The organism is Nocardia lijiangensis NBRC 108240, assembly GCF_001613045.1.
Taxonomy (GTDB): Bacteria; Actinomycetota; Actinomycetes; order Mycobacteriales; family Mycobacteriaceae; genus Nocardia; species Nocardia lijiangensis.
Map to the genome: position 1 here is coordinate 47238 of NZ_BDBP01000024.1, position 24612 is coordinate 71849.

General features: G+C 69.1%; 23 protein-coding genes. 9 read left to right on the forward strand and 14 right to left on the reverse strand.

Annotated elements, in window-relative coordinates; translation table 11 throughout:
* The first annotated feature begins 287 nt into the window (after nt 1–287).
* A complete protein-coding gene (locus tag NL1_RS09745; RefSeq protein WP_067836727.1) occupies nt 288–3827 on the forward strand; it encodes a hypothetical protein in 3540 nt (1179 codons plus the stop codon).
* 24 nt (nt 3828–3851) lie between these two features.
* Here the strand turns inward: NL1_RS09745 and NL1_RS09750 are convergent, their stop codons facing one another.
* The 4 genes from NL1_RS09750 to NL1_RS09765 all read right to left on the reverse strand — a co-directional run bounded on the left by NL1_RS09750 (nt 3852) and on the right by NL1_RS09765 (nt 6485).
* Nucleotides 3852–4166 (reverse strand): hypothetical protein, encoded by a 315-nt coding sequence (locus tag NL1_RS09750; protein WP_067836730.1) that lies wholly within the window; start codon nt 4164–4166, stop codon nt 3852–3854.
* Nucleotides 4167–4267: 101 nt separating this feature from the next.
* Complete coding sequence (locus NL1_RS09755; protein ID WP_067836732.1) at nt 4268–5410, reverse strand: alkaline phosphatase family protein; 1143 nt, start codon at nt 5408–5410, stop codon at nt 4268–4270.
* A gap of 40 nt (nt 5411–5450) precedes the next feature.
* Complete coding sequence (locus NL1_RS09760; protein WP_067836735.1) at nt 5451–5768, reverse strand: nuclear transport factor 2 family protein; 318 nt, start codon at nt 5766–5768, stop codon at nt 5451–5453.
* 96 nt (nt 5769–5864) lie between these two features.
* On the reverse strand, nt 5865–6485 hold the full coding sequence (locus tag NL1_RS09765; protein WP_067836738.1) for a TetR/AcrR family transcriptional regulator: 621 nt from the start codon (nt 6483–6485) through the stop codon (nt 5865–5867).
* A 108-nt stretch (nt 6486–6593) separates the two neighbouring features.
* Between NL1_RS09765 and NL1_RS09770 the strand changes: the two genes are divergently transcribed.
* From NL1_RS09770 to NL1_RS09780, 3 genes are read left to right on the forward strand one after another with little or no spacing between them, the layout of a single operon-like run.
* Nucleotides 6594–7676, forward strand: coding sequence for an SDR family oxidoreductase (locus tag NL1_RS09770; protein WP_067836741.1), 1083 nt, complete (start codon nt 6594–6596; stop codon nt 7674–7676).
* A gap of 10 nt (nt 7677–7686) precedes the next feature.
* Complete coding sequence (locus NL1_RS09775) at nt 7687–7923, forward strand: hypothetical protein (RefSeq protein WP_067836744.1); 237 nt, start codon at nt 7687–7689, stop codon at nt 7921–7923.
* A gap of 32 nt (nt 7924–7955) precedes the next feature.
* Nucleotides 7956–8840: an LLM class F420-dependent oxidoreductase gene (locus NL1_RS09780; protein WP_067836747.1), complete on the forward strand. Its 885-nt coding sequence runs from the start codon at nt 7956–7958 to the stop codon at nt 8838–8840.
* Nucleotides 8841–8856: 16 nt separating this feature from the next.
* Here NL1_RS09780 and NL1_RS09785 read toward each other — a convergent pair whose 3' ends face one another.
* Complete coding sequence (locus NL1_RS09785) at nt 8857–9435, reverse strand: class I SAM-dependent methyltransferase (RefSeq protein WP_067836751.1); 579 nt, start codon at nt 9433–9435, stop codon at nt 8857–8859.
* A 113-nt stretch (nt 9436–9548) separates the two neighbouring features.
* Between NL1_RS09785 and NL1_RS09790 the strand changes: the two genes are divergently transcribed.
* Both NL1_RS09790 and NL1_RS09795 read left to right on the forward strand, forming a co-directional pair.
* Entirely contained in the window at nt 9549–11831 is a 2283-nt protein-coding gene (locus NL1_RS09790; protein ID WP_067836754.1) for an ATP-binding cassette domain-containing protein, read from the forward strand.
* A gap of 178 nt (nt 11832–12009) precedes the next feature.
* A complete protein-coding gene (locus tag NL1_RS09795; protein ID WP_156094770.1) occupies nt 12010–12423 on the forward strand; it encodes a hypothetical protein in 414 nt (137 codons plus the stop codon).
* Nucleotides 12424–12438: 15 nt separating this feature from the next.
* On the opposite strand, the gene NL1_RS09800 is transcribed toward NL1_RS09795, so the two are convergent.
* The 5 genes from NL1_RS09800 to NL1_RS09820 all read right to left on the reverse strand — a co-directional run bounded on the left by NL1_RS09800 (nt 12439) and on the right by NL1_RS09820 (nt 16970).
* Nucleotides 12439–13047, reverse strand: coding sequence for an HAD family hydrolase (locus tag NL1_RS09800; protein WP_084510436.1), 609 nt, complete (start codon nt 13045–13047; stop codon nt 12439–12441).
* A 115-nt stretch (nt 13048–13162) separates the two neighbouring features.
* Nucleotides 13163–13537, reverse strand: a complete 375-nt coding sequence (locus NL1_RS09805) for a hypothetical protein (protein WP_245673166.1) — start codon at nt 13535–13537, stop codon at nt 13163–13165.
* Nucleotides 13534–14706 carry an aminotransferase-like domain-containing protein gene (locus NL1_RS09810; protein ID WP_067836762.1) on the reverse strand — a complete coding sequence of 391 codons (1173 nt, stop codon included), beginning with the start codon at nt 14704–14706 and terminating at the stop codon, nt 13534–13536. The genes NL1_RS09805 and NL1_RS09810 overlap by 4 nt, the downstream gene beginning before the upstream one ends.
* Nucleotides 14703–15149: a cupin domain-containing protein gene (locus NL1_RS09815; protein WP_162272701.1), complete on the reverse strand. Its 447-nt coding sequence runs from the start codon at nt 15147–15149 to the stop codon at nt 14703–14705. The genes NL1_RS09810 and NL1_RS09815 overlap by 4 nt, the downstream gene beginning before the upstream one ends.
* A gap of 273 nt (nt 15150–15422) precedes the next feature.
* Nucleotides 15423–16970, reverse strand: coding sequence for an alpha/beta hydrolase (locus NL1_RS09820; RefSeq protein ID WP_245673169.1), 1548 nt, complete (start codon nt 16968–16970; stop codon nt 15423–15425).
* 223 nt (nt 16971–17193) lie between these two features.
* Between NL1_RS09820 and NL1_RS09825 the strand changes: the two genes are divergently transcribed.
* On the forward strand, nt 17194–18585 hold the full coding sequence (locus NL1_RS09825) for a phenylacetate--CoA ligase family protein (protein ID WP_084510439.1): 1392 nt from the start codon (nt 17194–17196) through the stop codon (nt 18583–18585).
* On the opposite strand, the gene NL1_RS09830 is transcribed toward NL1_RS09825, so the two are convergent.
* Nucleotides 18573–19379, reverse strand: a complete 807-nt coding sequence (locus NL1_RS09830) for an SGNH/GDSL hydrolase family protein (RefSeq protein ID WP_067836768.1) — start codon at nt 19377–19379, stop codon at nt 18573–18575. The genes NL1_RS09825 and NL1_RS09830 overlap by 13 nt on opposite strands.
* 394 nt (nt 19380–19773) lie before the next feature.
* Here NL1_RS09830 and NL1_RS09835 point away from each other — a divergent pair, with 394 nt between their 5' ends.
* On the forward strand, nt 19774–20679 hold the full coding sequence (locus NL1_RS09835; RefSeq protein ID WP_067836770.1) for a phosphatidylinositol mannoside acyltransferase: 906 nt from the start codon (nt 19774–19776) through the stop codon (nt 20677–20679).
* 85 nt (nt 20680–20764) lie between these two features.
* Here NL1_RS09835 and NL1_RS09840 read toward each other — a convergent pair whose 3' ends face one another.
* The 3 genes from NL1_RS09840 to NL1_RS09850 are packed head-to-tail and all read right to left on the reverse strand — an operon-like array spanning nt 20765 to nt 23817.
* The gene (locus NL1_RS09840) at nt 20765–21901 is read right to left on the reverse strand and encodes an FAD-binding oxidoreductase (protein WP_084510440.1); all 1137 of its coding nucleotides are present in this window, start codon (nt 21899–21901) and stop codon (nt 20765–20767) included.
* A 15-nt stretch (nt 21902–21916) separates the two neighbouring features.
* Nucleotides 21917–23404 (reverse strand): phytoene desaturase family protein, encoded by a 1488-nt coding sequence (locus NL1_RS09845; protein WP_067836775.1) that lies wholly within the window; start codon nt 23402–23404, stop codon nt 21917–21919.
* A complete protein-coding gene (locus NL1_RS09850; protein ID WP_067836777.1) occupies nt 23401–23817 on the reverse strand; it encodes a nuclear transport factor 2 family protein in 417 nt (138 codons plus the stop codon). The genes NL1_RS09845 and NL1_RS09850 overlap by 4 nt, the downstream gene beginning before the upstream one ends.
* A gap of 122 nt (nt 23818–23939) precedes the next feature.
* Here NL1_RS09850 and NL1_RS09855 point away from each other — a divergent pair, with 122 nt between their 5' ends.
* Nucleotides 23940–24503, forward strand: a complete 564-nt coding sequence (locus tag NL1_RS09855) for a PadR family transcriptional regulator (RefSeq protein ID WP_067836779.1) — start codon at nt 23940–23942, stop codon at nt 24501–24503.
* Nucleotides 24504–24612 lie beyond the last annotated feature (109 nt).

A 24612-nucleotide genomic window follows, 5' to 3' on the forward strand; every position in this document is an offset into this window, starting at 1 on the left:
CGGGCGAATGCATCGGCCGGAGCGGGTAGGCGTGACGCTGCCCGAGGCCACGCATCGATGACCTTGTAGCACGGTCGTCGTCATGCGCGATCGTCCCCGGCTACGCGGGGCCGATCGATCGATCACCTGGGAACCGAGCGGAAAAGCCGTGTCCGGCCGCATAGCTCGCGGTCCGGACGCCGAATTCGCGTAGTCCGGCACGCGGCCACAGGCTTCCAGGGCGGATACGTTCTGCACGAAATCAGCGGCACATTCCGGTGCGCCCTCGACCTCGTTGTGGAGACACCATGTCCGACTTGATAATCCTGCGGCTCTACCCGGCCAAGCCGATGGCTCCCTCCGACTTCACCACTGTGCTGAGCGGCTTGAAGGTCACGGCCTACGATCTGACCTTCGCCGACAGCGTCGGCGGAGTGGAGCTCGGCTTCGCCTCCACCCTCGCCGATCCGCACCTGGGCAGCACCACGAACAACCACGTCGACATCACAAGCACCCAGCTGCTCCAGCACTACATCGATGTCACCGATCCGCTCGGCGTCACGACCCGCGAGCTGGAATCGGTGGCCACCGCGGTGATCGTGGTCGAGACGCCCGCGGGGCACACCGAGTACCCGACACCCACCTCGTTCGATCTGCGGCTCGAACTCACCAAGGGCGGGTTCGACATCGCCCATCGCCGACTGCATTACAACGCCGACGTCACTACCCTGCCGAGTCTGTCGACCAACCAGAAGGTGTACTTCGGCAGGACGACGAGCGCCTATGTCACCCTGCCCGGCACCGCCGGACTCGACCCGAACCTCGCAATCGTCGACCTGCCCGCCGACGGACAGCCGCCCGCGTTCGCCCAAATGGTCCGCGCCATCGACACCGTGCTCGCCGACGACCCCGGTGGCGCGAACGCCACCCTGGTCGGCCGGTCGCCGCTCACCCTCGCCGAGAGCCGCCGGATCGCCGCCGAGATCGTCTGGAATCGCACGGCCTATCCGCCGCCGGAGCCGGACCCGCGGCTCGGGCTCGATCCGTTCGGCGCGCTCTACACCGACCCGCCCGCCGAGGACACACTGAACGCCGGCGACATCGAAAAGGCCCGCGCCCGTTTCGAGGCCGAATTGAACGGCTACTACGGCACGCACGACGCCGAGGCGCTGCGGTTGGCGGGGTTCGTGTACTCCGCGTCGGCCGCGGTCGCCCAGGAAGTACTGAGCATCAGGGCGACGCGGGCTCGCTTCGACTTCCCCTTGATCACCGACGCCGCGCCGCCGACCACCACACAGACCGCCGGGGTCGCGCTCGTCGAAAACGATGGCCTCACACCGGCCTTCGTGGTGCCAGCGGCCTATTTCTACGCGCTCGGCGCGCAGATGCCCGGGCAGGTCGGTCCGCAGCAGCGTTTCGACATGGCCCGCTTCGCACTCGAACCGCAGGTGCTGTCCGCCTTCGAGACGGCGGCCGACGGCGGCGTGATCACCGTGCCCGCCGTGCCGACGACGGTGAGCGTTCCCGCGGTCGCGGCCACCCAGGCGGCGCGGCGGCTGCGCGCGCTGGGTGCTGCCGAGAACACGCTCACCGAGGTACCGCTGGTCGCGCCGGTGGAAGGCCTCGTGACCAGGTGGCTGGCTCACACCGGGCCGAGTGCCACCCTCACCACCGATTTCTGGGTGCCCGAGGTGACCGCCCAGCCGGGGCCGTACCTGGAACTGCTGCTGCAAGGCGTCACCGCGAATTCGGCGGCGCTGATCGCCGCGATAGAACAGCCGCCGCTGAACGTGACGACCGTGGCGGGGCTGGTCGCGATGACCGAGCCGCGGTGGCGAGGCTTCTTCGCGGCGAATCCCGCACTGCTGCCGGACTTCACCGCGCCCGGTACACCGGCGGAACGCACCGAGGCGTTCATCCGGCACCTGCGTACCTTCCTCGACGTCAAGGCCGATCCCGGCGGCGGCGCGCCGCCCGTCGTCGGTCCGCCGCCGGAGCTGCCCCGATCGAACGGTGATGTGTTCGAGGACTTCATGTCCGCCTACCCGGTGTACTCCGGTGGCGTCGAGTTCAGCTTCGCGACCGCCTCCGATCCGGGCGCCGTCGTCGCGGCCGTCCTCGAGGTGCTGCCGGACGACCCGGCCGCCCAGCGGTGGCTGTTGTTCGCGCTGAACGCCATCCGCGAGCTCTGGGTGGTGACCGACATCGACGCGGGCGAGTTGCGGTTCTCGCTGATCGAGGCGCTCTACGCCCGCGGCTTCACCGCGGCCGCGCGGATCGCCGCGCTCTCGCGGGCGGGCTTCCGCTACGCGCTGTCGGGGACGGTCGCCTACGGGTACGCGATCGATATCTACGAGAAGGCCACCTCCGAACAACCCGAGCAACCGTGGCCGCCGGGACCGTTCGATCCCGTGAACCCGAACGGTTCGCTGGTCGACTGCCGTCCGCCCGAACACCTTTCGCCGCTCGGGCCGATCGCGTACCTGAACGTGCCGCGCGTCTCCGGCACCTCCACGTGGGCGGACCCCGAACCCCCGGTGATCCAGGTGCTGGTGCCGGGGCCGGCCCCGGAGGGCATGGAGTTACTCGGCACACCGCAGGCCGATGCCCAGCCGTCGTGGCTCGCACCGCTGCGCCTCGTCCGCAACGCCGACGATGACGACGGCGAGCCCGGCAATGGCAACGGAGACGAGGGCGGCAACGGCGACGTCCCCGTGGAGGTGCGCTCGGTGGCCGCCGAGGAGTTGGCGCCCGCCGACCGCGACCGCCTGCCGCGGTGGATCCAAACGGCCGCTCGCCTCGGCAACCGCTTCGTCCGGGTCGCCGCCGCGGGCACGCCGCCTGCCGCTGCCGGGTTCACGCCGTGCGATGACTCGGATGCCTGCTGCGGTTGCGGCGGCGACCACGAACCGCAGGTGGATGAGTACTACTTCTGGCTCGAGCGCGGCCTCGTCTACGAGCCGGATGCACAGTCCGCCGACACGGGGCGCGGCGACGAGATCCACGACCGGCATCGCCCGGACGAGCTGCCCGGGCTGCGGCGCTGGCCCGCCGTGCCGGTGGTGCACCTGTGCTGGTCGCGGAAGCGGGGCGGTCGATTCGAACCCCAGCGCTGGTCGGGCCGGCCGGTCCGGGTGCAGTCGGCGGCGCGGGCACGACTCGAATTCACCGGCCGCACAATGGATTCGCTGCGCTTCAGAATCGTCGGCGGCCTGCGTCCCACCGGCTACGACGCCGACCGGACGCCGCCCGGCTTCCGGTACGACTTGGCCGCCGATACGGCCACCACCGTGCCGCTGATCGCGCCGAAGCTCTCTGTCGGCGGGCTGGCTGCCTACCCCTTCTTCGCCTACGTCTGTCCCGGTGCGCCGCCGGAACCGCTGTCGCTGTTCTCGGTCGCGCTGACCGTCGGTGCGGCACTGCGCAGCCATTTCCGGTACGAGCCCATGGTGAAGTGGTACGAGCCGGGGCAGCGTCACGGCGTCACGGACAACACGTGGACCACGTGCCGTCGTATCTCGCCGCCGACCGACGGTGATGGTGGCAAGCCGGACGACGATGACAGCGATGGCGTCGTGACCGGCACGGTCGGCACCGAAGGGACGGTCGCCGTCGGCCGCTCGTACGCCGACGTGGCGTGCTGTTCCACCGTCGTCGACGACCGGCGCGCGCGTGAACGTGTGCTGCTGCGCTACTTGGAGACGATGCACGAATGGGCCGACGCTCTCCTGCGTCGGAGCACGCCGGAGTCGATGCGGCGGGCCGACGTGGTGCTGGCCGAGATCGATCGGATCCTGGGCGGGCGTCCGCAGACGGTGCCGGGCCGACCACGAGCGACGTCGTGGTGACTACCGCACTACCACCCGTGCGACCTACTTGTTGAGGAAGATGCCCGCCACATCGGCGTTCTTGATGGGCGTCTGCGCGTTGCGCTGGGTGGCGCAGAGCAGGTCGACGGAGAGGATGGTGGCGTCGACGACGGTGCCCGCGGGTTCGCGTTCGTCACCGGTCTGCTGTTTGACGAACTTGGTGATCGTCGTGCGCTTGGTGTCCGGGTCCTGGGTGACGTACTCGTTGCACGGTGTGTCGCCGCCCTTGTTGAGCGCTCGCTCGATGTCGGTGCATCCCGCAAGCAGCAGTGCGGCGGCCGCTATGCCGAGGCCGGTCCGTGTCACGGTGGCGTTCATCTGCTTCTCCTGGTCGCCTGGTCGAGCGGATGGGCCGCCGCGATCGGTATCGAGGGTAAGGGTGCCGGGGTGGGGCGAGGCGAGGCGGCCCGGCGTGTCGATCAGGCGAGGCAGGTGCGCAGCGGCACGTTCAGCTCGGCCGAGGTGAGCGAGCCGTGGTGGCCGACCATGGCCGATTGGAGCGGTTCGGCGCCGGTCCGGATGACGCCGCGCGGTCCGAGCGCGGCGACGACGAGATCGCCGATTCGCTCGGCCACCACGGGGCCGACCGTTGGCCCGAACCAGCCGCGCTCGATCACCTCGGCGCGTGGTAGCACCGCGAAGTCCGGGCCGAGCGTCTCCCGCCACGCGGCCGCGACGTCGTCCGCGGCGCCCTCGACGGTGTAGACGTGCCTGGCCCGCGGTTCGCCGCCGAGCCGGTCGACGCCCGCGCGCAGTGCGTCGACGGCGTCGAAGTCGACGGTGCCGGTCAGTTCCACCATGCCGTGATCGGCGGTCACCAGCAGCGCCGCGTCGGGCGGCAGGTGCTCGGCGAGGGTGGCGGCCAGGCGGTCCACGTGCGCGAGCTCCAGCCGCCACGCGTCCGAGGACGGACCGCGCACATGGCCGGTGGTGTCCAGATCGCCGTGGTAGGCGTAGACGAGCGAGCGGTCGCCCATGCGCAATGCGTCGGCGACGCCGTCGACCAGGTCGCCGAACGACAGGCTCGGGCGGAATGCGCAGCCGCGCAGCACCGCCCTGGTCAGCCCGGAGCCCGCCTGGTACATCGGGGCGACCTGCGAGACGCTGATCCCGGCGCGGGCGGCACGCTCGAATACCGTTGCGGTGGGCTGGAACTGCTCGGGCACCAGCTCACGCAGCAGGTCCACCTTCGGGCCCTCGCCGTGCAGCCGCCAGCGCAGTGCGTTCACCAGCCGGTCGTAGCCGGGCACGTTCATCAGATAGCCGACGATGCCGTGCTCGCCCGGCGGCACCCCGACGCCCAGCGAGCTCAGGCTGGTCGCGGTCGTACTCGGGAACCCGGCCGCCAGCTCGGCCGACGCGAGGCTCGACAGAAACGGCGCCTCCGCCGCATGGGCGGCGAGCGCTTCCGCGCCGAGCCCGTCCACCAGCAGCACACAGATCCGGCGCGCGGACAAGCCGAGGCCGAGCCGATCGTCTTCGCCGGGGACACCCAGGCAGGCCAGGACGGAGGGGAACAGGTCGGCCAGGGAAGCCGAGCCGTAGCGTGGCGCGTCGAACACGAGGTCAGAATGTCAAGATCGACCCGGCCACGGCAAGGGGTCAGGCCTGTCCGGTCTCGAATCGGCTGATCCTGCCATCGCGCACGGTGAACCGCCACGCGGTGCGCATCGATCCCCAGCGCGAGTTCGTGTAGTCGGCGAGCAGTTCGATGCCGCCGTCGGTCACCGCTTCGACCTGCATCCGGCCGTTGCTTGCGAAGATCTCCGAATCGGTCCACTGGTCGACATTGCGCTCCACGCCGTCGTCGGACATGGTCGCGTCCTCGGTGAGCACCGAGTGGAAGCGGTCGCGGTCGTTGGCGTTGAGCGCGTCGACGAACTCCTGAACGATGGGGTCGAGCTGCTGCTGTGCGGGCATCCGGTCATCCCTCTCGAATCACGGTATTCGGATTGAGCAGTGATGGAACAGCAAACACCTGGCGCCCACTCTAGGGCAGAAATGCGGCGCGCCGCGTCAAGACCCGGGTGCAAGCAGCGTGGACACCGTGCGCATCACGTCCTCGACCAGTTCGGGCGCGGTGGTGCCGAATTGGACCGCCCGTTTGTCCAGCTGACCGTCCAGCCACAGCGAGGCGAGTCCGTGGCCGATGCCCCACCAGGTGATCCCGAGGACATCGGCTTTGTCGGCGGGCAGCAGACCTGCCGCAACACACTCGCCGATGACGTCGGCCAGGATCCCGAAGGCGGCGTCGCCCGCGGCGCTGGCGTCGGGATGCTTCTCCGGCTGGGAGAGCTCCGGTCGGAACATCAGCCGGAAGTAGCCGGGGTGCTCCCGCGAGAAACGGACGTAGGCGCCTGCCAGCGCACCCAGGGTGTCCAGCGGTGAGCCGGTCGCGGCCGCCCGCGCGGCGGTGAGTTCGGCGGCGAGCGTCTCGAATCCCTTGGTGGACAACGTCGCGAGCAGTGCGGCCCGATCCGCGAAATGATGGTACGGCGCGCCGGTGCTGACGCCCGCCTCTCTGGCAACCCGGCGCAGGCTCACCGCCGCGATGCCCTCGGTTTCGATCAGGCGCAGGCAGGCGGCGATCAGCTCATCACGCAATGCGCCGTGGTGGTAACTGGTCCGCTTCACCATCCGAGCGTATGCGACGAAGGCTGGACAACCTATCTATGCGGTGCTTAGATTATCTGAGCGGCGCTTAGATTCCGGCCGCGCACCTCTTTCCTCGGACAGGTGGGACACATGAGCAAACAGGTACTCGTCACCGGCGCAACGGGATTCATCGCCGGCCACGTCATCGCGGAACTTCTCGAACACGGCTACCGGGTGCGCGCCACCGTGCGCGACCTCGCTAACACCGGCAAGCGGGCGCACCTCACGGAACTCGCGGACCGCCTCGGCGCGGATCTCGAGTTCGTCGCCGCCGATCTGGACCGCGATGCCGGCTGGGCCGAGGCCGTCGCGGGCTGCACGTACGTGCTGCACGTGGCCTCGCCGTTCCCGTCGTACATCCCCGACGACGAGAACGAACTCGTCGGACCGGCCGTCCAGGGCACGCTGCGGGTGTTGCGCGCGGCCGCCGCCGAGCCGGGGGTGCGGCGGGTGGTGACCACCTCCTCGGTCGCCGCGATCGCCTACGGCCACGAGACCGACAACGTGCGCACAGAGGCGGATTGGTCGGTGGTGGGACGGATTCCGCCGTACCAGAAGAGCAAGACGCTGGCCGAGCGAGCGGCGTGGGAGTTCGTCGGCGACCTGCCCGCCGAGCGCGGGCTCGAGCTGGCCGCGGTGAACCCGGGCATGGTGCTCGGCCCGCTGCAGAGCCCAGTCACCAGCACCTCCCACGAACCGATTCGGCGGCTGCTGGCGCGGGATGTGCCCGGCTCGATTCGGACCGGCTGGACCCCGGTCGACGTGCGCGACCTCGCGGTGGCACACCGGCTGGCGATGGAACTGCCGCAGGCGGCGGGTAATCGGTACATCTGCGCGGCCGATCCGTTGTGGATGGCCGAGCTGGCCCAGATCCTGGCCGACGAATACAACCCACGCGGCCTGCGGGTGCCCACCCGTGTGCTGCCCGACTGGCTGATCCGGTTCATCGCGCGCTTCGACAAGGGCGTCCGGCTGGCTATTCAGGTCCTCGGCCGCACGGAAATGGTCACCGCGAACAAGGCGCGCACGGAACTCGGCTGGACCATGCGCCCTGTCCGGGAGACCGTGCTGGACACCGCCGAGAGTCTGCTCGCCTTCGGCGTCGTGAACGCGCCGAACGTCCGGCCGAGGGCGGCCGCGCCGCGTCCGGCCGCGAACGCGCTCGGCGCCTAGGGGTTCGGACATGGTGACCGCCACTCTGATCCTCGCGGCCCTCGGGCTCGTCCGTCGCTTGTTCCGCAGGGATCGCGATGCCGCGACCGCCGAGGGACAAGAGCGCCGTCCCGTCCGGCTCGACATCGCGGCGGTGCGCCGATACCTCCGCGACGCGGTACGGCGCCCGGTGCCCGCGCTGAGCGCGGCGGTGGCGCTGCTCGGCGTTGGCGTCGCCGTCACGGCGGGTGCGCTCGCGGAGTGCTGAGCGCACCCCGTGCCGGGTGGTAGACAGGACGGGTGACTGCGCAGCGTCCCTTCCGTTTCGGTGTGAACATGGTGGTACCCGAGTCCAGGTCCCGGTGGATCGAAAAGTGCCGCAGGGCCGAAGAACTCGGCTTCGACGTGGTCGGCGTCGCCGATCATCTCGGCCTGCCCGCGCCGTTCCCCGCGATGATCGTGGCGGCCGAGGCCACCGAGCGCGTGCGGCTCAACACCTTCGTGCTCAACACCGCGTTCTACAACCCGGTGCTGCTGGCCCGCGACGCGGCGGGCGCGGACCAGCTGACCGACGGGCGCGTGGAACTCGGGCTCGGCGCGGGCTACGTGCGGGCCGAATTCGACGCCGCTGGAATCCCTTTCCAGAGCGGCGGCAAGCGGGTGCGGCACCTCGAGCACACCGTCGCGACGCTGCGCAGGCTGTTCGCCGACCCGGACTACCAGCCGCGCCCGGCACAGCCGTCCGGCCCGCCGCTGCTGCTGGCCGGGTGGGGCGACCGGCTGCTGAAGCTCGCCGCCGAACAGGCCGACATCATCGCCTTCGCGGGCGGGGGAGCGGTCACGCCCGGCGGCCCGGTGCAGCTCGGCGACGAGGACACCACCGCCGAGCGAGTGGCCTACGTCGACGGACTGCTCGGCGACCGCGCGGGCGAGGTGGAACTCAATCTGCTCCTGCAACGGGTGGTCTCGCGGACGGAATGGACGGCGCTGGCCGATGCGTACGCACCGGCGCTGCCGCCCACGGCCGCCGACTACCCCGAGCGGATCCCCACCCTGCTGATCGGCTCACCGGACGAGGGCGCCGACCGCATCCGGGAACTGCGCGAGCGTTTCGGATTCAGCTACTTCACCGTGCTGGAGGGCAGCATGGAGCAGTTCGGCTCGATCATGGAGCGTCTGCGCTGACCAGCGGCCCGCGTGGCTACGCGGGCCGCCGCCACAACAACGTGTAGCGCCACATCAGGCGACGCCGAATCCTGGCCCCGGGCAGGATCGTCGCGGCGCATGCGCGGATATCGTCGAGTGTGTCCACGGGGTCCCGCATCGGCACGTCCGGTTCGCTCTGGCGGGGCGGGTACTGATCGATGGCCCAGATCAGCGGCAGCAGCGGGAGATAGGCCGCATCGCGGCGTGCCGACATCTTCCACAGCCCGACCACGGCCAAGGTGCCGCCGGGGGCGACGAGGCGGCGCAGGGCCGTCAGGCCTTCCTCGAGTGGCACGTGGTGCAACGTCGCGACGGCTGTCACGTAGTCGAAAGTGCCGGGGAAATCGCGGAAGTCGGCGTGTTCGAAGCGCACGCCGTCTGCTCCCGAGGCCTGTGCCAGCGCTGCGGCGTCCGCGTCGATACCGACGACCTCGCGGCAGTGCGCCGCCAGCTTCCCGGCCAAGAGTCCATCGCCGCAGCCGACGTCGAGCGCGGTCCGCGCGGACGACGGCGCTGTGGCGAGCAGCCAGGGGTGGTAGTGCGTGTTGTGATTCCAGTACGGGTCGCGACTCACTTCACGACTCTACGGACACACTGCCGTGAGACAGTGATACGCAGACGCGCGCAATGTGATCTACATCACTCGGCACTGGGCATTTTGTCGGACCTAGATGGCATGGTGTTCGGATGCCATCTACCGAATCGGCCGCTACCGTCGATGTCATCCGGGTACTCGGAGCCAGCGAGCACAACCTGCGCAACGTTTCGCTGGAGATCCCGAAGAACAAGATCACCGTCTTCACCGGCGTGTCCGGATCGGGCAAGTCCTCCATCGTGTTCGACACCATCGCCGTGGAATCCCAGCGCCAGCTCTACGCCACCTTCCCGGCGTTCATCCTGAACTTCCTGCCGCGGTACGAACGCCCGCACGCCGAGGCGATCGAGAACCTGACCGCGCCGGTCATCATCGACCAGCAACCGGTCGGCGGCGGTCCGCGCTCCACGGTCGGCACCATGACGGACATCTACTCGATGGTGCGCGCCATGTTCGCCCGATTCGGTTCGCCCTCGGCCGGATTCGTCTACAACTATTCGTTCAACGTCCCGCAGGGCATGTGCCCGGACTGCGACGGACTCGGCATGACCGTGCGCGCCGATCCGGACCGCCTGGTCGACCGCACCAAATCGCTCAACGAGGGGGCCATCCTGCTCCCCGGTTACGGTGTGGGCAGCGGTGATTGGCAGCTCTACGGCAATTCCGGCCGCTTCGATCCGGACAAGAAGCTGGCCGACTACTCCGAGGCCGAGTACCAGGACTTCCTGTACGGCAGCGGCGGCAAGGTGGAGCTGACCTTCGCGAAGGGCACCTGGAAAGCCAACTACGAAGGGCTCGCCGCGAAGTTCACCCGCACTCGCTTGCAGCGCGACACCTCGACACTGAGCGAGAAGACCCGCGAGCAGATGCAGAAGTTCCTCACCGAGGGCGTCTGCCCGACCTGTCAGGGTGCGCGGCTCAATGCCGCCGCGCTGGCCACCGAGATCGGCGAGCGAAACATCGCCGACTGGTCGAGGATGCAGATCACCGATCTGATGGCGGTACTCGACGAGATCACCGACCCCGCGGCGCTCGGCCTGGCCGACGCCATCCGGACGGCGCTCCGGCGGGTGGCCGACATCGGGCTCGGATACCTGAGCCTGGACCGGCCCACCTCGACCCTCTCCGGCGGCGAGGGCCAGCGGCTCAAGATGATCAAGCATCTGTCCAGCACGCTGATTGGGATGACCTACATCTTCGACGAACCCAGCGTCGGACTGCATCCGCGCGATGTCGGCAGGCTCAACGATCTCCTGAAAGCGCTGCGAGACAAGGGCAATACCGTGCTGGTGGTCGAGCACGACCCGGACGTCATCCAGATCGCCGATCATGTCGTGGACGTCGGTCCGCGCGCCGGTGTGCACGGCGGGCAGGTGGTGTTCCAAGGCAGCTTCGCCGAGCTGCGCGCCGCCGACACACCCACCGGCGCCGGTCTGCGCAGGCCTTTCACCGTCAAGGACACCTTCCGTGTCGCCACCGGCGAACTGCTCATCGAGCACGCCGCCGTGCACAACCTGCGCGACGTCACCGTCGGCATCCCCACCGGGATACTGACCTCCATCACCGGCGTGGCAGGCTCGGGCAAGAGCAGTCTCATCCGGGACGTGTTCGTGCGCGAGCACCCCGAGGCGCTGTTCGTCGACCAGTCGCCCATCGGCGCGTCCTCCCGGTCCACTCCGGCAACCTATCTGGGACTGATGGATCCGATCCGCAAGCTGTTCGCCAAGGCGACGGGGGAGTCGCCGAGCCTGTTCAGCTTCAACTCCGACGGTGCATGCAAGCAGTGCGAGGGCCGCGGTGTGATCATCACCGAGGTCGCCTACATGGACCCGGTCACCACGCACTGCGACGCCTGCGACGGCCGCCGCTTCTCCGAGGACGTGCTGGGGCACACGCTGCGCGGCAAATCCATCGCGGACGTGCTGGAGATGTCGGCGGAGGAGGCGCTCGGCTTCTTCACGGAGAAAGCGCTGAATACCAAGTTGCGCACCATGAACGAGGTCGGCTTGGAGTACCTGAGCCTGGGGCAGGCGATGAGCACCCTGTCCGGTGGTGAACGCCAGCGCATCAAGCTGGCCACCCAGTTGCAGAACACCGGGTCGGTCTACGTACTGGACGAGCCGACCACCGGTCTGCACATGTCCGATGTCGACACCCTGCTCGCGCTCATGGACGGGCTCGTCGAACGCGGCAACACCGTCGTCGTCATCGAACACAATCTCGACGTCGTCGCCCACTCCGACTGGGTGATCGACCTCGGACCCGACGGCGGTAAAGACGGCGGCCAGGTCGTTTTCACCGGCACCCCCGCCGACCTCCTGAATCACCCGACTTCCCTGACCGGCGAGTACCTGCGTAAGTACAAGGCGGCCTGACCCGGTCCGAAGCCCGCGGCCGCACCGGCGAGAATCGGTGCGGCGGCGGGCTTTTACCTTCTCGCTGCGCAGTCGAGCACGACCGGCGCTGGCGGGTCCCTGGGTGAGGCACCGTTAGGATTCGCGCATGCATGTGCGGAAGGGGGCCTCTCGGCGGCCGGACACGGTGTTCCGATCGATGCGGACGACGCTGGGAGTGGCGGCCGCCTGCCTGGGGCTCGCCGCGATCTGCGTGCTCGCGATCGTGACCGGCACGGCGGTGATCGCGGGCAAGATCGGTGCGCTGGTGTTCCTCGCGATCGGCGCCGAGATGGCGTGGTCCGGGATGCGGCGCAGGCCGGACCTGGTGATCACCGACGAAGGCGTGGAGCACCAGGAGTTCGGGCGCATCGCGTGGTCGACCGTGGATCACGTCCGGGTGCGCCGCTGCCCGAGCGGCGACGCCATCGATCTGGTCCTGATCCATCCGGATCAGGAGTACGCGGTCGCCACCGCGCCGTCCATTCCGATGACCTCGCTGTCGGTCCCGCTGCTGCACGTCACCGAGGCGATGCGCAGACACCGGCCGCAACTCGAGGTCACGGCCGACTGAAGCGGCGACAAGCGCTCAGGCGGCCGCGTATTCGATGAGCCAGGACGGGAATTCGGTGAGGTCGTTCAGGACGACATCGGCTCCCGCCGCGCGCAGCTCGACGGCGTCACACGGCCCGGTGACGACGCCCACCGCCAGCGCGTCGGCGGCCTTGGCGCCGCGCATGTCGCCCGCGTGATCGCCGACGTAGACCGCCGCACCCTGCGCGCGCAATGCCTCGGCCTTGCCTGTCGACCACAGCCCACCCGCGAGGTGGTCGATCCGCCAGCCCAGCTCGTCGAGATGGAGCTGCGCGTGCGGCTGGTATTTGCCGGTCACCACCATCAGCCGTCCGCTGCGCGCGGTCACCGCGTCGAGGGCCGCGCCCGCGCCCGGCATGGCGGGGATGCGCGGCACCACGTCGGGATACAGCTCGCGGTAGCGGGCGATCAACGCGGGAATGAGCTCGTCGGGCGCGCCCGCCTCGGCGAGCAGCAGACCGAGCGGCGGGCCGAGCCGCTCCACGAAGTCGGCGCCGCGCAGCGGCAGCTGGAATTCCGCGGCGACGGTGTCGATGGCGAACGAGACTCCCGGTCGCGAGTCGATCAGTGTCATGTCGAGGTCGAAGCCGACGGTCCAGGTCACCCATCGACTCTAGAGGGGCACGGCCGGATGGCTGCGCTCGACCGCTGGGTTCCCGCTGACGGAAGTCCGAGGTCGCGGTGCCGCGGGCGGCCTGGTCGCGCGGTGGAGGTCGCGTTCAGCGCGCGAAAGGGTCGAATCGGCGTCCGGTGAGCCGGGCAGGGAGGGGGCCGACGGTGTCGATGTCGTCGAGGTCCTGGAAGGTGGCGCTCGCGGTGCCGGTGAACTCCGTGTCGCGAATGGTCAGCTCGAATCGCACGACACCCTTGCGTATGCGGCTCGGATCGTCGCGGTCGACCGTGAATTCCAGGAACGCGCCGGTGACTCGTGCTCCGTCGGCTTCCCAGACGCCCATGCCGTTGCTGTCGCTGGTGGCTCGGTTGCCGTGGTCCGGGTTCGACTGGAGCATGGTGCCGTCCGCGTGGAAGGTCATGACGTGGTGGGAGAACGGCGCGCCGTCGGCGATCACCTCCCACACGCCGATCACACTCATCGGGCCCCGCACACGCCGGCCAGCAGGGCGATGCCGCGGTCGATCTCGGCGTGCGGCACGCCCGCGAAGCTGAGTCGCATCGCGTTGCGGGGCGCGTCGTCCCCGGCGAAGAACATGGCCCCGGGGATGAAAGCCACCCCGGCCTCCAGCGCGGGCATCGCCAGCGCAACGGCGTCGAAATCGGCAGGGCCCTCGACCCAGACGAACATGCCGCCGTCCGGGTCGGTCCAGGAGAATTCGTCGGGGAAGTGCCGTTCCAGCGCGGTCGTGACCGCGTCCAGTTTGGCGGCGTACGCGGCGACGATGTGGTCCAGATGCGCGGATGCCGCTGCGCTGTCGAGGAATTCGGCGGCGATCGCCTGGTTGAGCACCGAGGTCTGCATGTCGATGCCCTGTTTCAGGGCAAGCACGGGTTCGACGAGCCGATCGGGCAGCACGGTGATGCCGATGCGCAACGCGGGGGCAAGGGTTTTCGACAGTGACGTGATGTAGACGGTGTTGTCCGGGGCGTAGGACCAGAACGCGGGCAGCCGCGCGCCGCGGTAGCGCAGATCGGTGTAGACGTCGTCCTCCACCACCAGCGCGCCGCGCCGCACGATCACTTCCGCGAGCTGCCGTCGCCGGGCCGCGGACATGGTGCGGCCGGTCGGGTTGTGGAAGGTCGGGAGCAGATAGACGAACGCGGTGTCGTGCAGTGCCAGCGCAGCGTCCAGCGCGTCGGGAAGCATGCCGAATTCGTCCGACCCGATACCGACGGTCCGCGTGCCGTGGCTGCGGAACACCTTCAGCGCCGGGCCGTAGGTCGGCGTCTCCACCAACACGACCGCACCCGGATCGAGCACGGCCATGCAGACATTGTGCAACGCGCCCGATCCGCCGGTGGCGATGTGCAGCCGGTGTGCCTGGCACCCGATTCCACGGCCGGACAACAGTTTCCGCACCTGCTCCAGCAGTGGCGGGAAACCCTGTGTCAGACCGTACTGCACGGCCGCGTTCCCGTACTTGGCGATGGCGTCCGCGGCCGCCGCCGCGATCAGCGCACCGGGCAGCAGCGCGGGGTCCGGTGCGCCGACGGCGAACGAGATCACCGCGGGGTGGCGCGCCAGCGCGGCGAAGGCGTCGTCGATCTGTCCGCTCCGGGCGGCCCCGCGTCCGACCGTGACGCTCACGCGTGTGCCACGGCGAGTTCCCGCCGCAACCGCACAGCGATGTCCGCTGCCTCGGCATCGTATTCCGGCGCCAGCACCAGATCGTCGGTGAAGAGCGGATCGGTGCGGATGTCGACGGCCGTCAATTCCTCGGTGTCGCTGAGGTTCACCGCCACGGGCACGATGCTCTTGGGGATGTAGAGGAACTCGCCGGGTCCGTGCAGCAGCGGCGTCAGTTCCGGGCCGACCAGCGTCGCCGCCCGCCCTTGCAGGCACAGCACGATGGTCTCGCTGTGCGCGTGGTAGTGCGCCGCGGCTACCTTGCCCGGCGCCATGGTGATCATGGCCGCCGAAATTCCCTCGGCGCCACAGGTTTCCGTCGTCACGCACGGGATCAGGTGCTGGCCGTGGCTGCCCACCGTCATGGCGTGGTCGGCCGCGGCGATCACACGCGCTGTCTTCACGACATCTTTCATCGAGCATCCCAACATCGAGGCCGGTCGGTATGTGCCCGAACGTAAGTCACGCCGGGGTAGGGGAGAAGGCTCCCGATCCCGATTTCATCCGGTCTTCGGCGGGACTTCCCTCGGCGCCGACGGAAGTTCATCTCGGGAGTGACCAAGATCAAATTCTCGGCCCCGCAGAACATCAGCGGCGCCAACGGAATGCGGCGACTCGACCGGAACGCGGTCACGGCAATGCCGTGGCATACCCGAATTGCCAGGCCCGCGGGCCGGTCAGTCCGTGCAGCGGGTCCCGTCCGCGGGCAGCACGCCGTCGTAGAGGTAGGCGACTACGGCGGCGTCCACGCAGGCGGAACCGTTGTCGAAGGCGATGTGACCGTCGTGTTCGCTGATCACGAGCACGGCGTCGGCCAGGGTGGCGGCGACGTTCTCGGCGTCCTCGACCGGCGTGGCCAGGTCGCCGCTGTTGTTGAGCAGCAGGATGGGCGGCGCGCCCGCCGCGTCCACGCCCTCCGACTCCTGGGTCGGCCGCACCGGCCAGAACAGGCACAGCGGGGTGCTGAACACCCGGTTCGCGCCGAACAGCGGTGAGCGTGCGGCCGCCCATTCGGCCTCACGCGCCAGTTCCCCGAGAATCACGTCCTCGGGCTTCGACTGCCACCCGCTCGGGTCGTCGTTCAGGCATTCGACCGACCAGAACGCCGGATCGGACGAGCTGTAGCGGCCCCGTTCGCGGCCGACATACCGATCGGCCAGCTCGGCCAGTCCGGTGCCGTCGCCGCGCAGAGCGTCGGCGAACGCGCTCTCGAACCGCGGCCAGTAGCGCTCGTCGTAGGTCGCCTGGAAGATGCCGAGCAGTGCCAGATTGGAGCCGACCCGGCGGCCGTCGGAGGCCGGGATGGGCGCGGCGTCCACCCGAGCGATGAGATCTCGCAGCCGCTGCATGGCGGCTTCTGCGTCGTTGCCGACGGGACAGTCCGTGCGCTGCGCACACGCGTCGAGCATGGTGCGCACCAAGCGATCCCGCGGCGCGAGCTCACCGGGCGGTGGCGGTCCGTCGGGTGTGTCCGGCGAGTCCCACCGGTCGGTCGTCAGGCTCGGGTCGTCGATGGAATCCAGCACCATTCGCCCGACTCGATCCGGGAACTGCTCGGCATACAGCTGTCCGATCCGGGTGCCGTAGGAGAAGCCGAAGAAGTTCAGCTTCGCCTCGCCGAGCGCCGAGCGCATGATGTCCATGTCGCGCACCACGGACTCGGTGCCGACGAACCCGAGCAAGTTTCCAGTGTTGCGCAGGCACGCGGTGGCGTAGCGGCGGTGCGCGTCGGCGACGAGGCGACGGCCCGCCTCGTCGACCGGGGTGAAATCGGTGGCCAGGTAGTCGTCCATCGCGCGGTCGCTCAGGCACCGCACCGGTGCGGTGCGGCCGACGCCCCGGGGGTCGAAACCGACCAGGTCGTAGCGGATGCGGAACTTGCGCAACCCGGTGTCCTCCGGGGCGAGCGCGGAAAGCACGTGCTCGTAACCGGATTCGCCGGGGCCACCCGGGTTGACGGTGAGCACGCCGATGCGCTGGCCGGGATTGGTGGCGCGCAGGCGCACCAGCGGCATGGTGATGGCGGCGGCTTCCGGGTGGGCGTAATCGACCGGCACGCGGATCTCGCCGCAGTCGGCGTCCCTCGGCCAGCCGCAGGGCGCCCAGTCGACCCGCTGGGCCTCGTACTCGCGCAGCGTGGGCAGCGGACCGGGCGAGGGCTCCGCGCGACCGTCCACTCTCGACCCGATCGAGCAGCCCGAGATCAGCAATCCCACCACTGCCATCACGGTCACCAGTCCGCACCGACTCGCCCGCACTGCCGTCCCCCTAACCTTCGCGATGTCCTCCGGCGGACGTATCGCGCCGCGCCCGCGGAAAGTTCGCCGCGGGCCCACTTCGAAGATAGCGAGAAAGCGGCGATCCGCGCGGATCTTCGCGCGCCGCAGTGCCCCGGCGGTACGTTGGACCCCGACGCAGGTTTCACCTCGCGGAAGGGCCACCTCGGAGATGGATTCGGATCGGCAACAACGGCTCGTGGCGTTGTTCCAGCGGACGGCGGCGACCGTGCCCGCCTATCGCGACTTCCTCGACAGCCGCGGCGTCGATCCGGCCGCGGTCGTCGATGCCGCGGGATTCGCGCGAGTCCCGTTGATCACCAAGGAGAACTACCACCACCGCTATCCACTGCCGCAGCGCTGCCGCGACGGCGATCTCGGCGCCTGCGATCTGATCGCGGTGTCGTCCGGCTCGACGGGTACGCCCACCTTCTGGCCCCGTTCCGCCGCCGACGAAGCCGCCGCGACCCGACGCTTCGAACAGGTTCTCGTCCATGGCTTCGACGCGACCCACCGGCGCACCCTCGCCGTCGTGTGCTTCCCGCTCGGTACCTGGGTCGGCGGCCTGTACACGGTGTCCTGCCTGCGCGGGCTTGCCGCCGAACTGGCCATGACGATCGTGGCGCCCGGCAACAACAAGGCCGAGATCCTGCGCGTGGTACCGGAACTCGGTCCGCACTTCGATCAGGTCGCCCTGTTCGGGTATCCGCCCTTCCTCAAGGACGTCATCGACGCCGGCCTGCGCGAAGGCGTCGACTGGTCGCGCTTCGCGCTGAAACTGGTGTGCGCGGGCGAGGTGTTCAGCGAGCAGTGGCGCGATCTGATGGGCAAGCGCGCGGGCCTGGATCCGGTCCGCGATGTCGCCGCGATGTACGGCACCGCCGACGGCGGGGTGCTCGGCAACGAGACCCCGCTCAGCGTGCGCATCCGGCGGTTCCTCGCCGAGCATCCCGTGGCGGCGCGAGAACTGTTCGGCGGTCAGCGGCTGCCGACCCTGCTGCAGTACAACCCGGCGGACCGCTTCTTCGAAACCGTCGACGGCACACTGGTGTTCACCGCCGATTCCGGTGTGCCGCTGATCCGCTATCACATCGCCGACGACGGCGGCGTCATCCCGCACGAGCGCCTGGTGGAGTTCTGCAAGGCGCACGGCTTCGAACCGGAGGAGGAGACCGGCCCGGATCTGCCGTTCGTCTTCGTCTTCGGCCGCTCCCTGCACGCGGTCTCGGTCTTCGGCGCCAACGTCTTTCCTGAGACGGTGTCGCTCGGGCTGGAGCGCGCCGACATCAGCGACTGGGTCACCGGGAAGTTCGTGCTGGAAGCCTGGGAGGACGCCGACCGCAACCGGCTGCTGCGCATCACGGTCGAACTCGGGCCCGACGAGCCGAGCACCGTCGAACGTACCCGCCTCGTCGCCGCCGCCATCCGCGACGAATTGCTCACGCACAACAGCGAATACGCGAACTACGTGCCCGCAGAGCGCCACCTGCCGCACGTCGAGCTGCGCCCGTCCGGCGACCCGGACTACTTCCCGGTGGGAGTCAAGCACCGCTACACGCGGTGAGAGGACTCCGGCGTCTCCGTGCGGTCGCGAACCGGGAGCAGGTCGGGGCGTTTGGCGGTGCGGCCGTCACCGGACGACCGGCCGGTCAGCCGTCGACCCAGCCAGGGGCCGAGAAAGGTTGCCGCCCAGCGTAGTTCGTTCACCGTGGTGGACAGCGCGCCGCGGGCGGGCAGTGGCGGTTGCAGGGGTTCGGTCCAGCGGTCGTCGGCGCCGGGCAGCCGCAGGGCGTAGGCGAGGGCGTCGGCGATGCGCTGATGCCCGAGCGGGCCAGCGTGCAGCCGATCCGCGCTCCACAGGCGGGGATCGGTGACGACGGCGTAGGGGGTCGTGTCGGCGACGATGACGCCGTGCCGTTCGGCGGAGGCGCGGATGCGTTGGTTGAGCGCGGCGACCCTGCCGCTGACCGGACGCGCCAGCGGGGTGATGCGCGCGGCGTCGGGGAAGGTCAGCGTGGCCACGACCGCGCCGTTGGCGGTGAGCGCAGCGAACATGGCGTCCAGCTGTCCCGCGACCTCGTCGGCGTCGAATCCGGGGCGCAGCAGGTCGTTGAACCCGGCGACCACGGTGGCCAGGTCCGGCCGCAGCGCCAGCGCGGCGTCGAGCTGTTCGGCGTGCACCTGTCGAGCCAGTTTGCCGCGCACGGCGAGGTTGGCGTAGCGCAGGTCCGGTTCGATCGCGGCGAGCCGTTCGGCGAGGCGGTCGGCCAGACCGCGCACGCCGATCCGGTCGTCACCGTCGCCAACGCCTTCGGTCTGGCTGTCGCCGAGCGCGACATATCGCGTGTAGGCGGTCATGCGGCGCGCACCGTCGGGTGCGGGAGAGTGGCAAGCATCCATATAAAATATGAACCTACTCAATTATTTGTCTATACATGTGGTAGTCGTCACGGCGGCGGGACACCCCCCGCGTTGGCCGTCGGCAGGCAGAGTCGACAGCCCCACCCATCGGCGGCGGCTCGCTCAGAAGGCGGCTTGACTCGTTTCTGCTGTTCACGTCCGTACAGGGGAGGACACTTTCAGGGATGAGTCGCAGATATCGGCCGCCGCCGAGCCTGTTCAGCCACTTCGAGGAACCGGGTGTCGCTTCGGTATCAGCCGACAAGGTGGTGACTTCGTACCGTCCGGTGTTCAGCAGCGCTGCATCGCGGGCGGCGGCGGCTGAGGCTGGTGGAACGGCCGGCGGTGAGCGGTGAACCCGAAGGCCCGCGCCTGGGATCTCGGGTACGCGGCCGGTTGGCGACTGGTGGGCGCCCTGCCGCAGCGTTGGGCGCTCGGCCTGTTCGGCACTGCGGCCGATCACGCGGCCCGGGACGGTGGACCGGTCCAGCTGCGGCACAACCTGGCGCGGGTGCTGTCCGTCACACCGGCGCAGGTACCCGACGAGCTGATGCGCGCGAGCCTGCGCTCCTACGCTCGGTACTGGTGCGAAGCGTTCCGGCTGCCGTCGATGGACCCCGTCCGGCTGGCCGAGAGCGTCGAATCCGCCGCCACAGGGCTCGAGCACATCCACGAGGCGGTCGAGCGCGGACGCGGAGCGGTGCTGGCGTTGCCGCACAGCGGCAATTGGGATGTGGCGGGGGTCTGGCTGGTGCGGCGGGTGGGCTCACCGACCGTCGTGGCCGAGCGGCTGAAACCGGAATCGCTGTTTCGGCGCTTCGTCCGGTTCCGTGAACACCTGGGTTTCGAAATCGTCCCACTCACCGGTGGTGCGAGTCCACCGTTCGAGCAGCTGGTCGCGCGGCTTCGGCAGGGACGGATAGTCGGGCTGCTCGGTGAACGCGACCTGACGGGAGCGGGCGTGCCGGTCACTTTCTTCGGGGAACCGGCCCGCATGCCTGCTGGTCCGGCCAGGCTGGCGATCGATACCGGTGCGCCGCTGCTGCCGGTGCACTGCTGGTTCACCCCCGGCGGCTGGGGATTTCACGTCGGCGAGCCGATCGACACCGCTCGCGGAGTGCAGCACACGACTCAGGCGCTGGCCGACCGGTTCGCCGCCGGTATCGCCGCGCACCCGGCCGACTGGCACATGCTGCAACCGGTGTGGACCGCCGACCGGCTCGCCCTCGGGCACGCTCGCAGCAACCCGTCACGCTGACCCGGCGGCCGAACCCCGCTCGCTGTCGCGCCTGGCGCGGGCCGCATGACCTCCCACCGCTACCGCTGAAAAGGGTTGCTCGCGGTCACAGATCGAGCTCCACATCGCTGATCGGATAGGCGACACAGGAGTGCGTGTAGTCGAACTGCGAATCGGAGAGGCGGAGTTTGGCTTCCTCCGCGGTGTGCACCCGACCCTTGACGACGCGCACCCGGCACAGGCTGCATTCACCGGAGCGGCACGCTGCCTCGGGACGAAGGTTGTTGTCCTCCAAGGCGTCCAGCAGCGGTCGGTTGCGTGGCGTACGGAAGGAGACGTTGCCGACGGTGACGGTGACCTCGCCTGCCGGGTCCACCTCGGTGGGCCAATGCGGTTGGGCGGTGGGGTCGTTCGGTGCGCCGTTGGCCTCGAAGCGGATTCGCTTGCGCGGCTGGCCGAGCGTGGTCAACTGGGCGAGGGCGTAGGGGTAGAGGGCCTGCGGACCGCAGACGTAGACCATCCGGTTGTCGAGGGCGCCCGCGAGGAAGTGAATCGTCTCCGCGGTGAGAAAGCCGGTCGCGCCGGTCCAGTCGGCGTCCGGCTCCGCGACGACGTGGTCGACGTCGATGCCGGGATGCGCGGCGGCGAGGGCGTCGAGCTCAGCATGAAAGATGACGTCGCCGGCGTCGCGGGAACCGTAGATCAAGTGGAAGGTGCGGTCCAGGCCCGCCTCGGCGATCTCGCGGATCATGCTCATGGCGGGCGCGACACCGGAACCGCCCGCAAGGAAGACCACATCGTTGCCGTGGAAGAGCGGATTGTAGTGAAAGGTGCCCATCGGTCCGGTGGTGGTGAGCAGCTGGCCGACCTGGACGGTGTCGATGAGCAGGTTACTGATGCGACCGCCCGGCACCCGGCGCACGGTGAGGTCGTAGCGATCCAGCTGGGTGGGGCTCGACGAGATGGCGTACGGGCGGCTGGTGCCGTCGACGAAGAGGTTGACGTACTGACCTGCCAGAAACGGTGGCAGCGCGGCCTGGTCGGAGGCCTGCAACCGGAACGTCTTGGTGCTGGCGGTCTCGTCGATGATCTCGGTGACGACCAGGTGCAGCCGCTTGGGGTGGTACGCGTCGACAGTGGCCCGAGTTTCGGCGAGGTGGTCGCGAGTGTCGGGGATGCGGGAGTCGATCTCGGCGAGGATCTCGGCCGCGCCGTCGAATCGTTCTGCGAGAGGGTGGGTCATCGGAATCCTCAGGGGTCAGGCGGCTTTGGTGCGCAGGAGACGGCGGGCGACGCGAGCGCCCGCTTCGAGAGTGGGTTGGAAGCCGCCGATTCCGGCCCAGGATCCGGCCAGGTGCAGTCCGGGAACATGGGTTCGGCGTTCGCTGTTGCGGAACAGCCAGCCTTCGGTGGAGTCCTGGTCGTAGCCGTAGATGGCGCCGCCCGGGTGGCCGAGGTAGCGCGTCATCGTCAGCGGTGTCGCGACGTCGACCTCTTCGATCGCGTCCCGGATGCCGGGGGTGATGTTCTCGCACAGGTCGAGCAGGGTTTCGGCGTAGGCGAATTTGGTGCGCGCGTACTCCGACGGTGCGACGTTCTTCCAGATGTCCGCGTATTGCAGTGTCATCAGGCTGATGTGGGTGGCACCGGAAGGCGCGAAGCCGATCGGCGCGACATCGTAGGAGCTGACGCAGATTCCGCGCGCGGGCTCGAACGAGCGCCACGCGTTGTAGGTGTGGTCGTCGTCGGTGTCCATGTTGACGAAGGTGGTGCTCGTGGTGAACCCGAGTTCGGCGGGGGAGGCGTCCAGGCCCATGTGCAGCACGAAGCCGGACACGCCGATTCGCCTGGTGGCCAAATCATCTCGCACAGCGGCCGGCACGTCGATGCCCTCGAGCATGCCGTAGGTGGTGGGTAGCGAGGCATTGGAGACCACATCGGTCGCGGTGACCTCGGTGCCGTCGTCCAGTCGCACGCCGAATGCCCGCCCGCCCGCGGTGAGGACGGCTTCGACGCCGGTGTTGAATCGCACTTCGCCGCCTGCGGCGAGGAAGGCGTCCAGGATGGCGGTGGACATGGCCTGCGAGCCGCCGCGCACATGCCACGGCTTGAACTCGAAGTAGGCGAACAACGTCAGCGCCAGATCCTGGAACCGCAGTTTCGACGGCGGCTGCCCGAGGTAGGTCCAGTACATGCCGAGCGCGGCCTTGATGCGGTCGTCGTCGAAGTACTCGTCGAGCACATCCTTCAGCGGCCGCAGACCGTACTTGAACAGCATCGGGTCGATCTGCTCGACCGGCATGCCGCGCATGGCGGCGATCTGCCAGAAGGACACCTGCTTGAGCAGTTCGAAGAACTTCGCCGCCCGATCGCGGTTGCCGGGGAACTCGGCCTCGATGGCGTCGATGGCGGCATCCCAATCGGCGGGCAGGGTCAGATCCAGCTGCCCGGGAATCACCGCGCGGTAGAGGTCGTGCTCCTGCACGAACTCCAGCTTGTCGGCGATGCCCAGCTGCTGGAACAAGCCCTCGCGCAACGAGATCGGCTGTCCGTCCACGCCGACGCCGGACAGCTGGTGCAGCGCCACCTCGAACTCGAACCGGCCGCGGCGGAACGACGTGCCGCAGCCGCCGGGAACGTTGTGACGTTCCAGCAGCAGGGTGCGCGCACCGGCGCGCTGCAGCGTCGCCGCGGCGGTCAGGCCCGCATTGCCCGCGCCGATGACGATGGCGTCGTAGTCGCTCATGCGCCGGTCGCCTCTCGCTCGAGCTGCGCGGTGGCTTCGGCCTTGATGCGCTCGAACTGCTCACCCATCCGCGCGGCCAGGGCCTGCGCGGCGGAGAGCGGGCGCACCATGACCATGAACTCGTCGATCTTGCCGTTCTCGTCGAAGTGCAGGAAATCGCAGCCGGTCAGCTGCTTGCCGTCGACGGTGGCCTCGAACACGAGCGCGTGGTCTCGGCCGTTCGCGTCGGCGATCTCGCGCACGTAGTGGAAGTCCTCGAAAACGCGGATCACCGCGCGCAGGATGGCCGCGGTGATCGCCTTGCCCGGATACGGCTTGAACGCCACCGGACTGGTGAACACCACATTGTCTGCCAGCAGTGCCTCGATGGCGGCCTCGTCGTGAGCCTCCACGGCTGCTCGGAAGGGATGCATGTTCCACCTCTCATGGTCAATTAATTGACTATACGACTTGAACCGTATCCGGCTCGCTTGGGCATGTCCAGGTGGAAACGGACAATTATTTGAATAATCTCGATGACTGGTAGTCTGAGTCGATGGCGCTACGAAACGCGGTGTTGGCCGCCCTGCTGGAGGGTGAGTCGTCCGGTTACGACCTTGCCAAGGGTTTCGATGCCTCGGTGGCCAACTTCTGGATGGCCACACCCCAGCAGCTCTACAAGGAACTCGAACGCATGGCGGCCGACGGCCTCATCGAGACCCGGGTCGTGCAGCAGGAGCGTCGCCCCAACAAGCGGCTGCACGCCATCACCCCGGCCGGGCGGGCCGCGCTGCGCGAGTTCGTCGCCGAGCCCGCCAAGCCCACCGCCATCCGCGACGAGATGATGGTGAAGGTGCAAGGCATGGACGTCGAGGACGCCCCGGCCGTGCGCGCCACGGTGGCCGACAAGCTGGCCTGGTCGCAGGCGAAACTGGAACGATACGAGCGGCTCCGCGCTCGACTGCTGGACGAACGCAGCGAACAGGCGTACCTCGCCGAGGCCGAACGCGTCGGCCCCTACCTCACGCTGCTGCGAGGAATCGCCTTCGAACAGGAGAACATTCGCTGGGCGGAGTTCGTGCTGTCGGTGATCGATCGGCGGATCGCCGCGCACGTGTAGCGCTCTTCCCGCAGCATCATCGGCAGCGTCGACCTGTCGTCGGAATCAGCCGCCGGCCGGTCGGCCAGCGCGGCAGGTCCACCGTGGCGGGGTCGAACACGGACGCGCT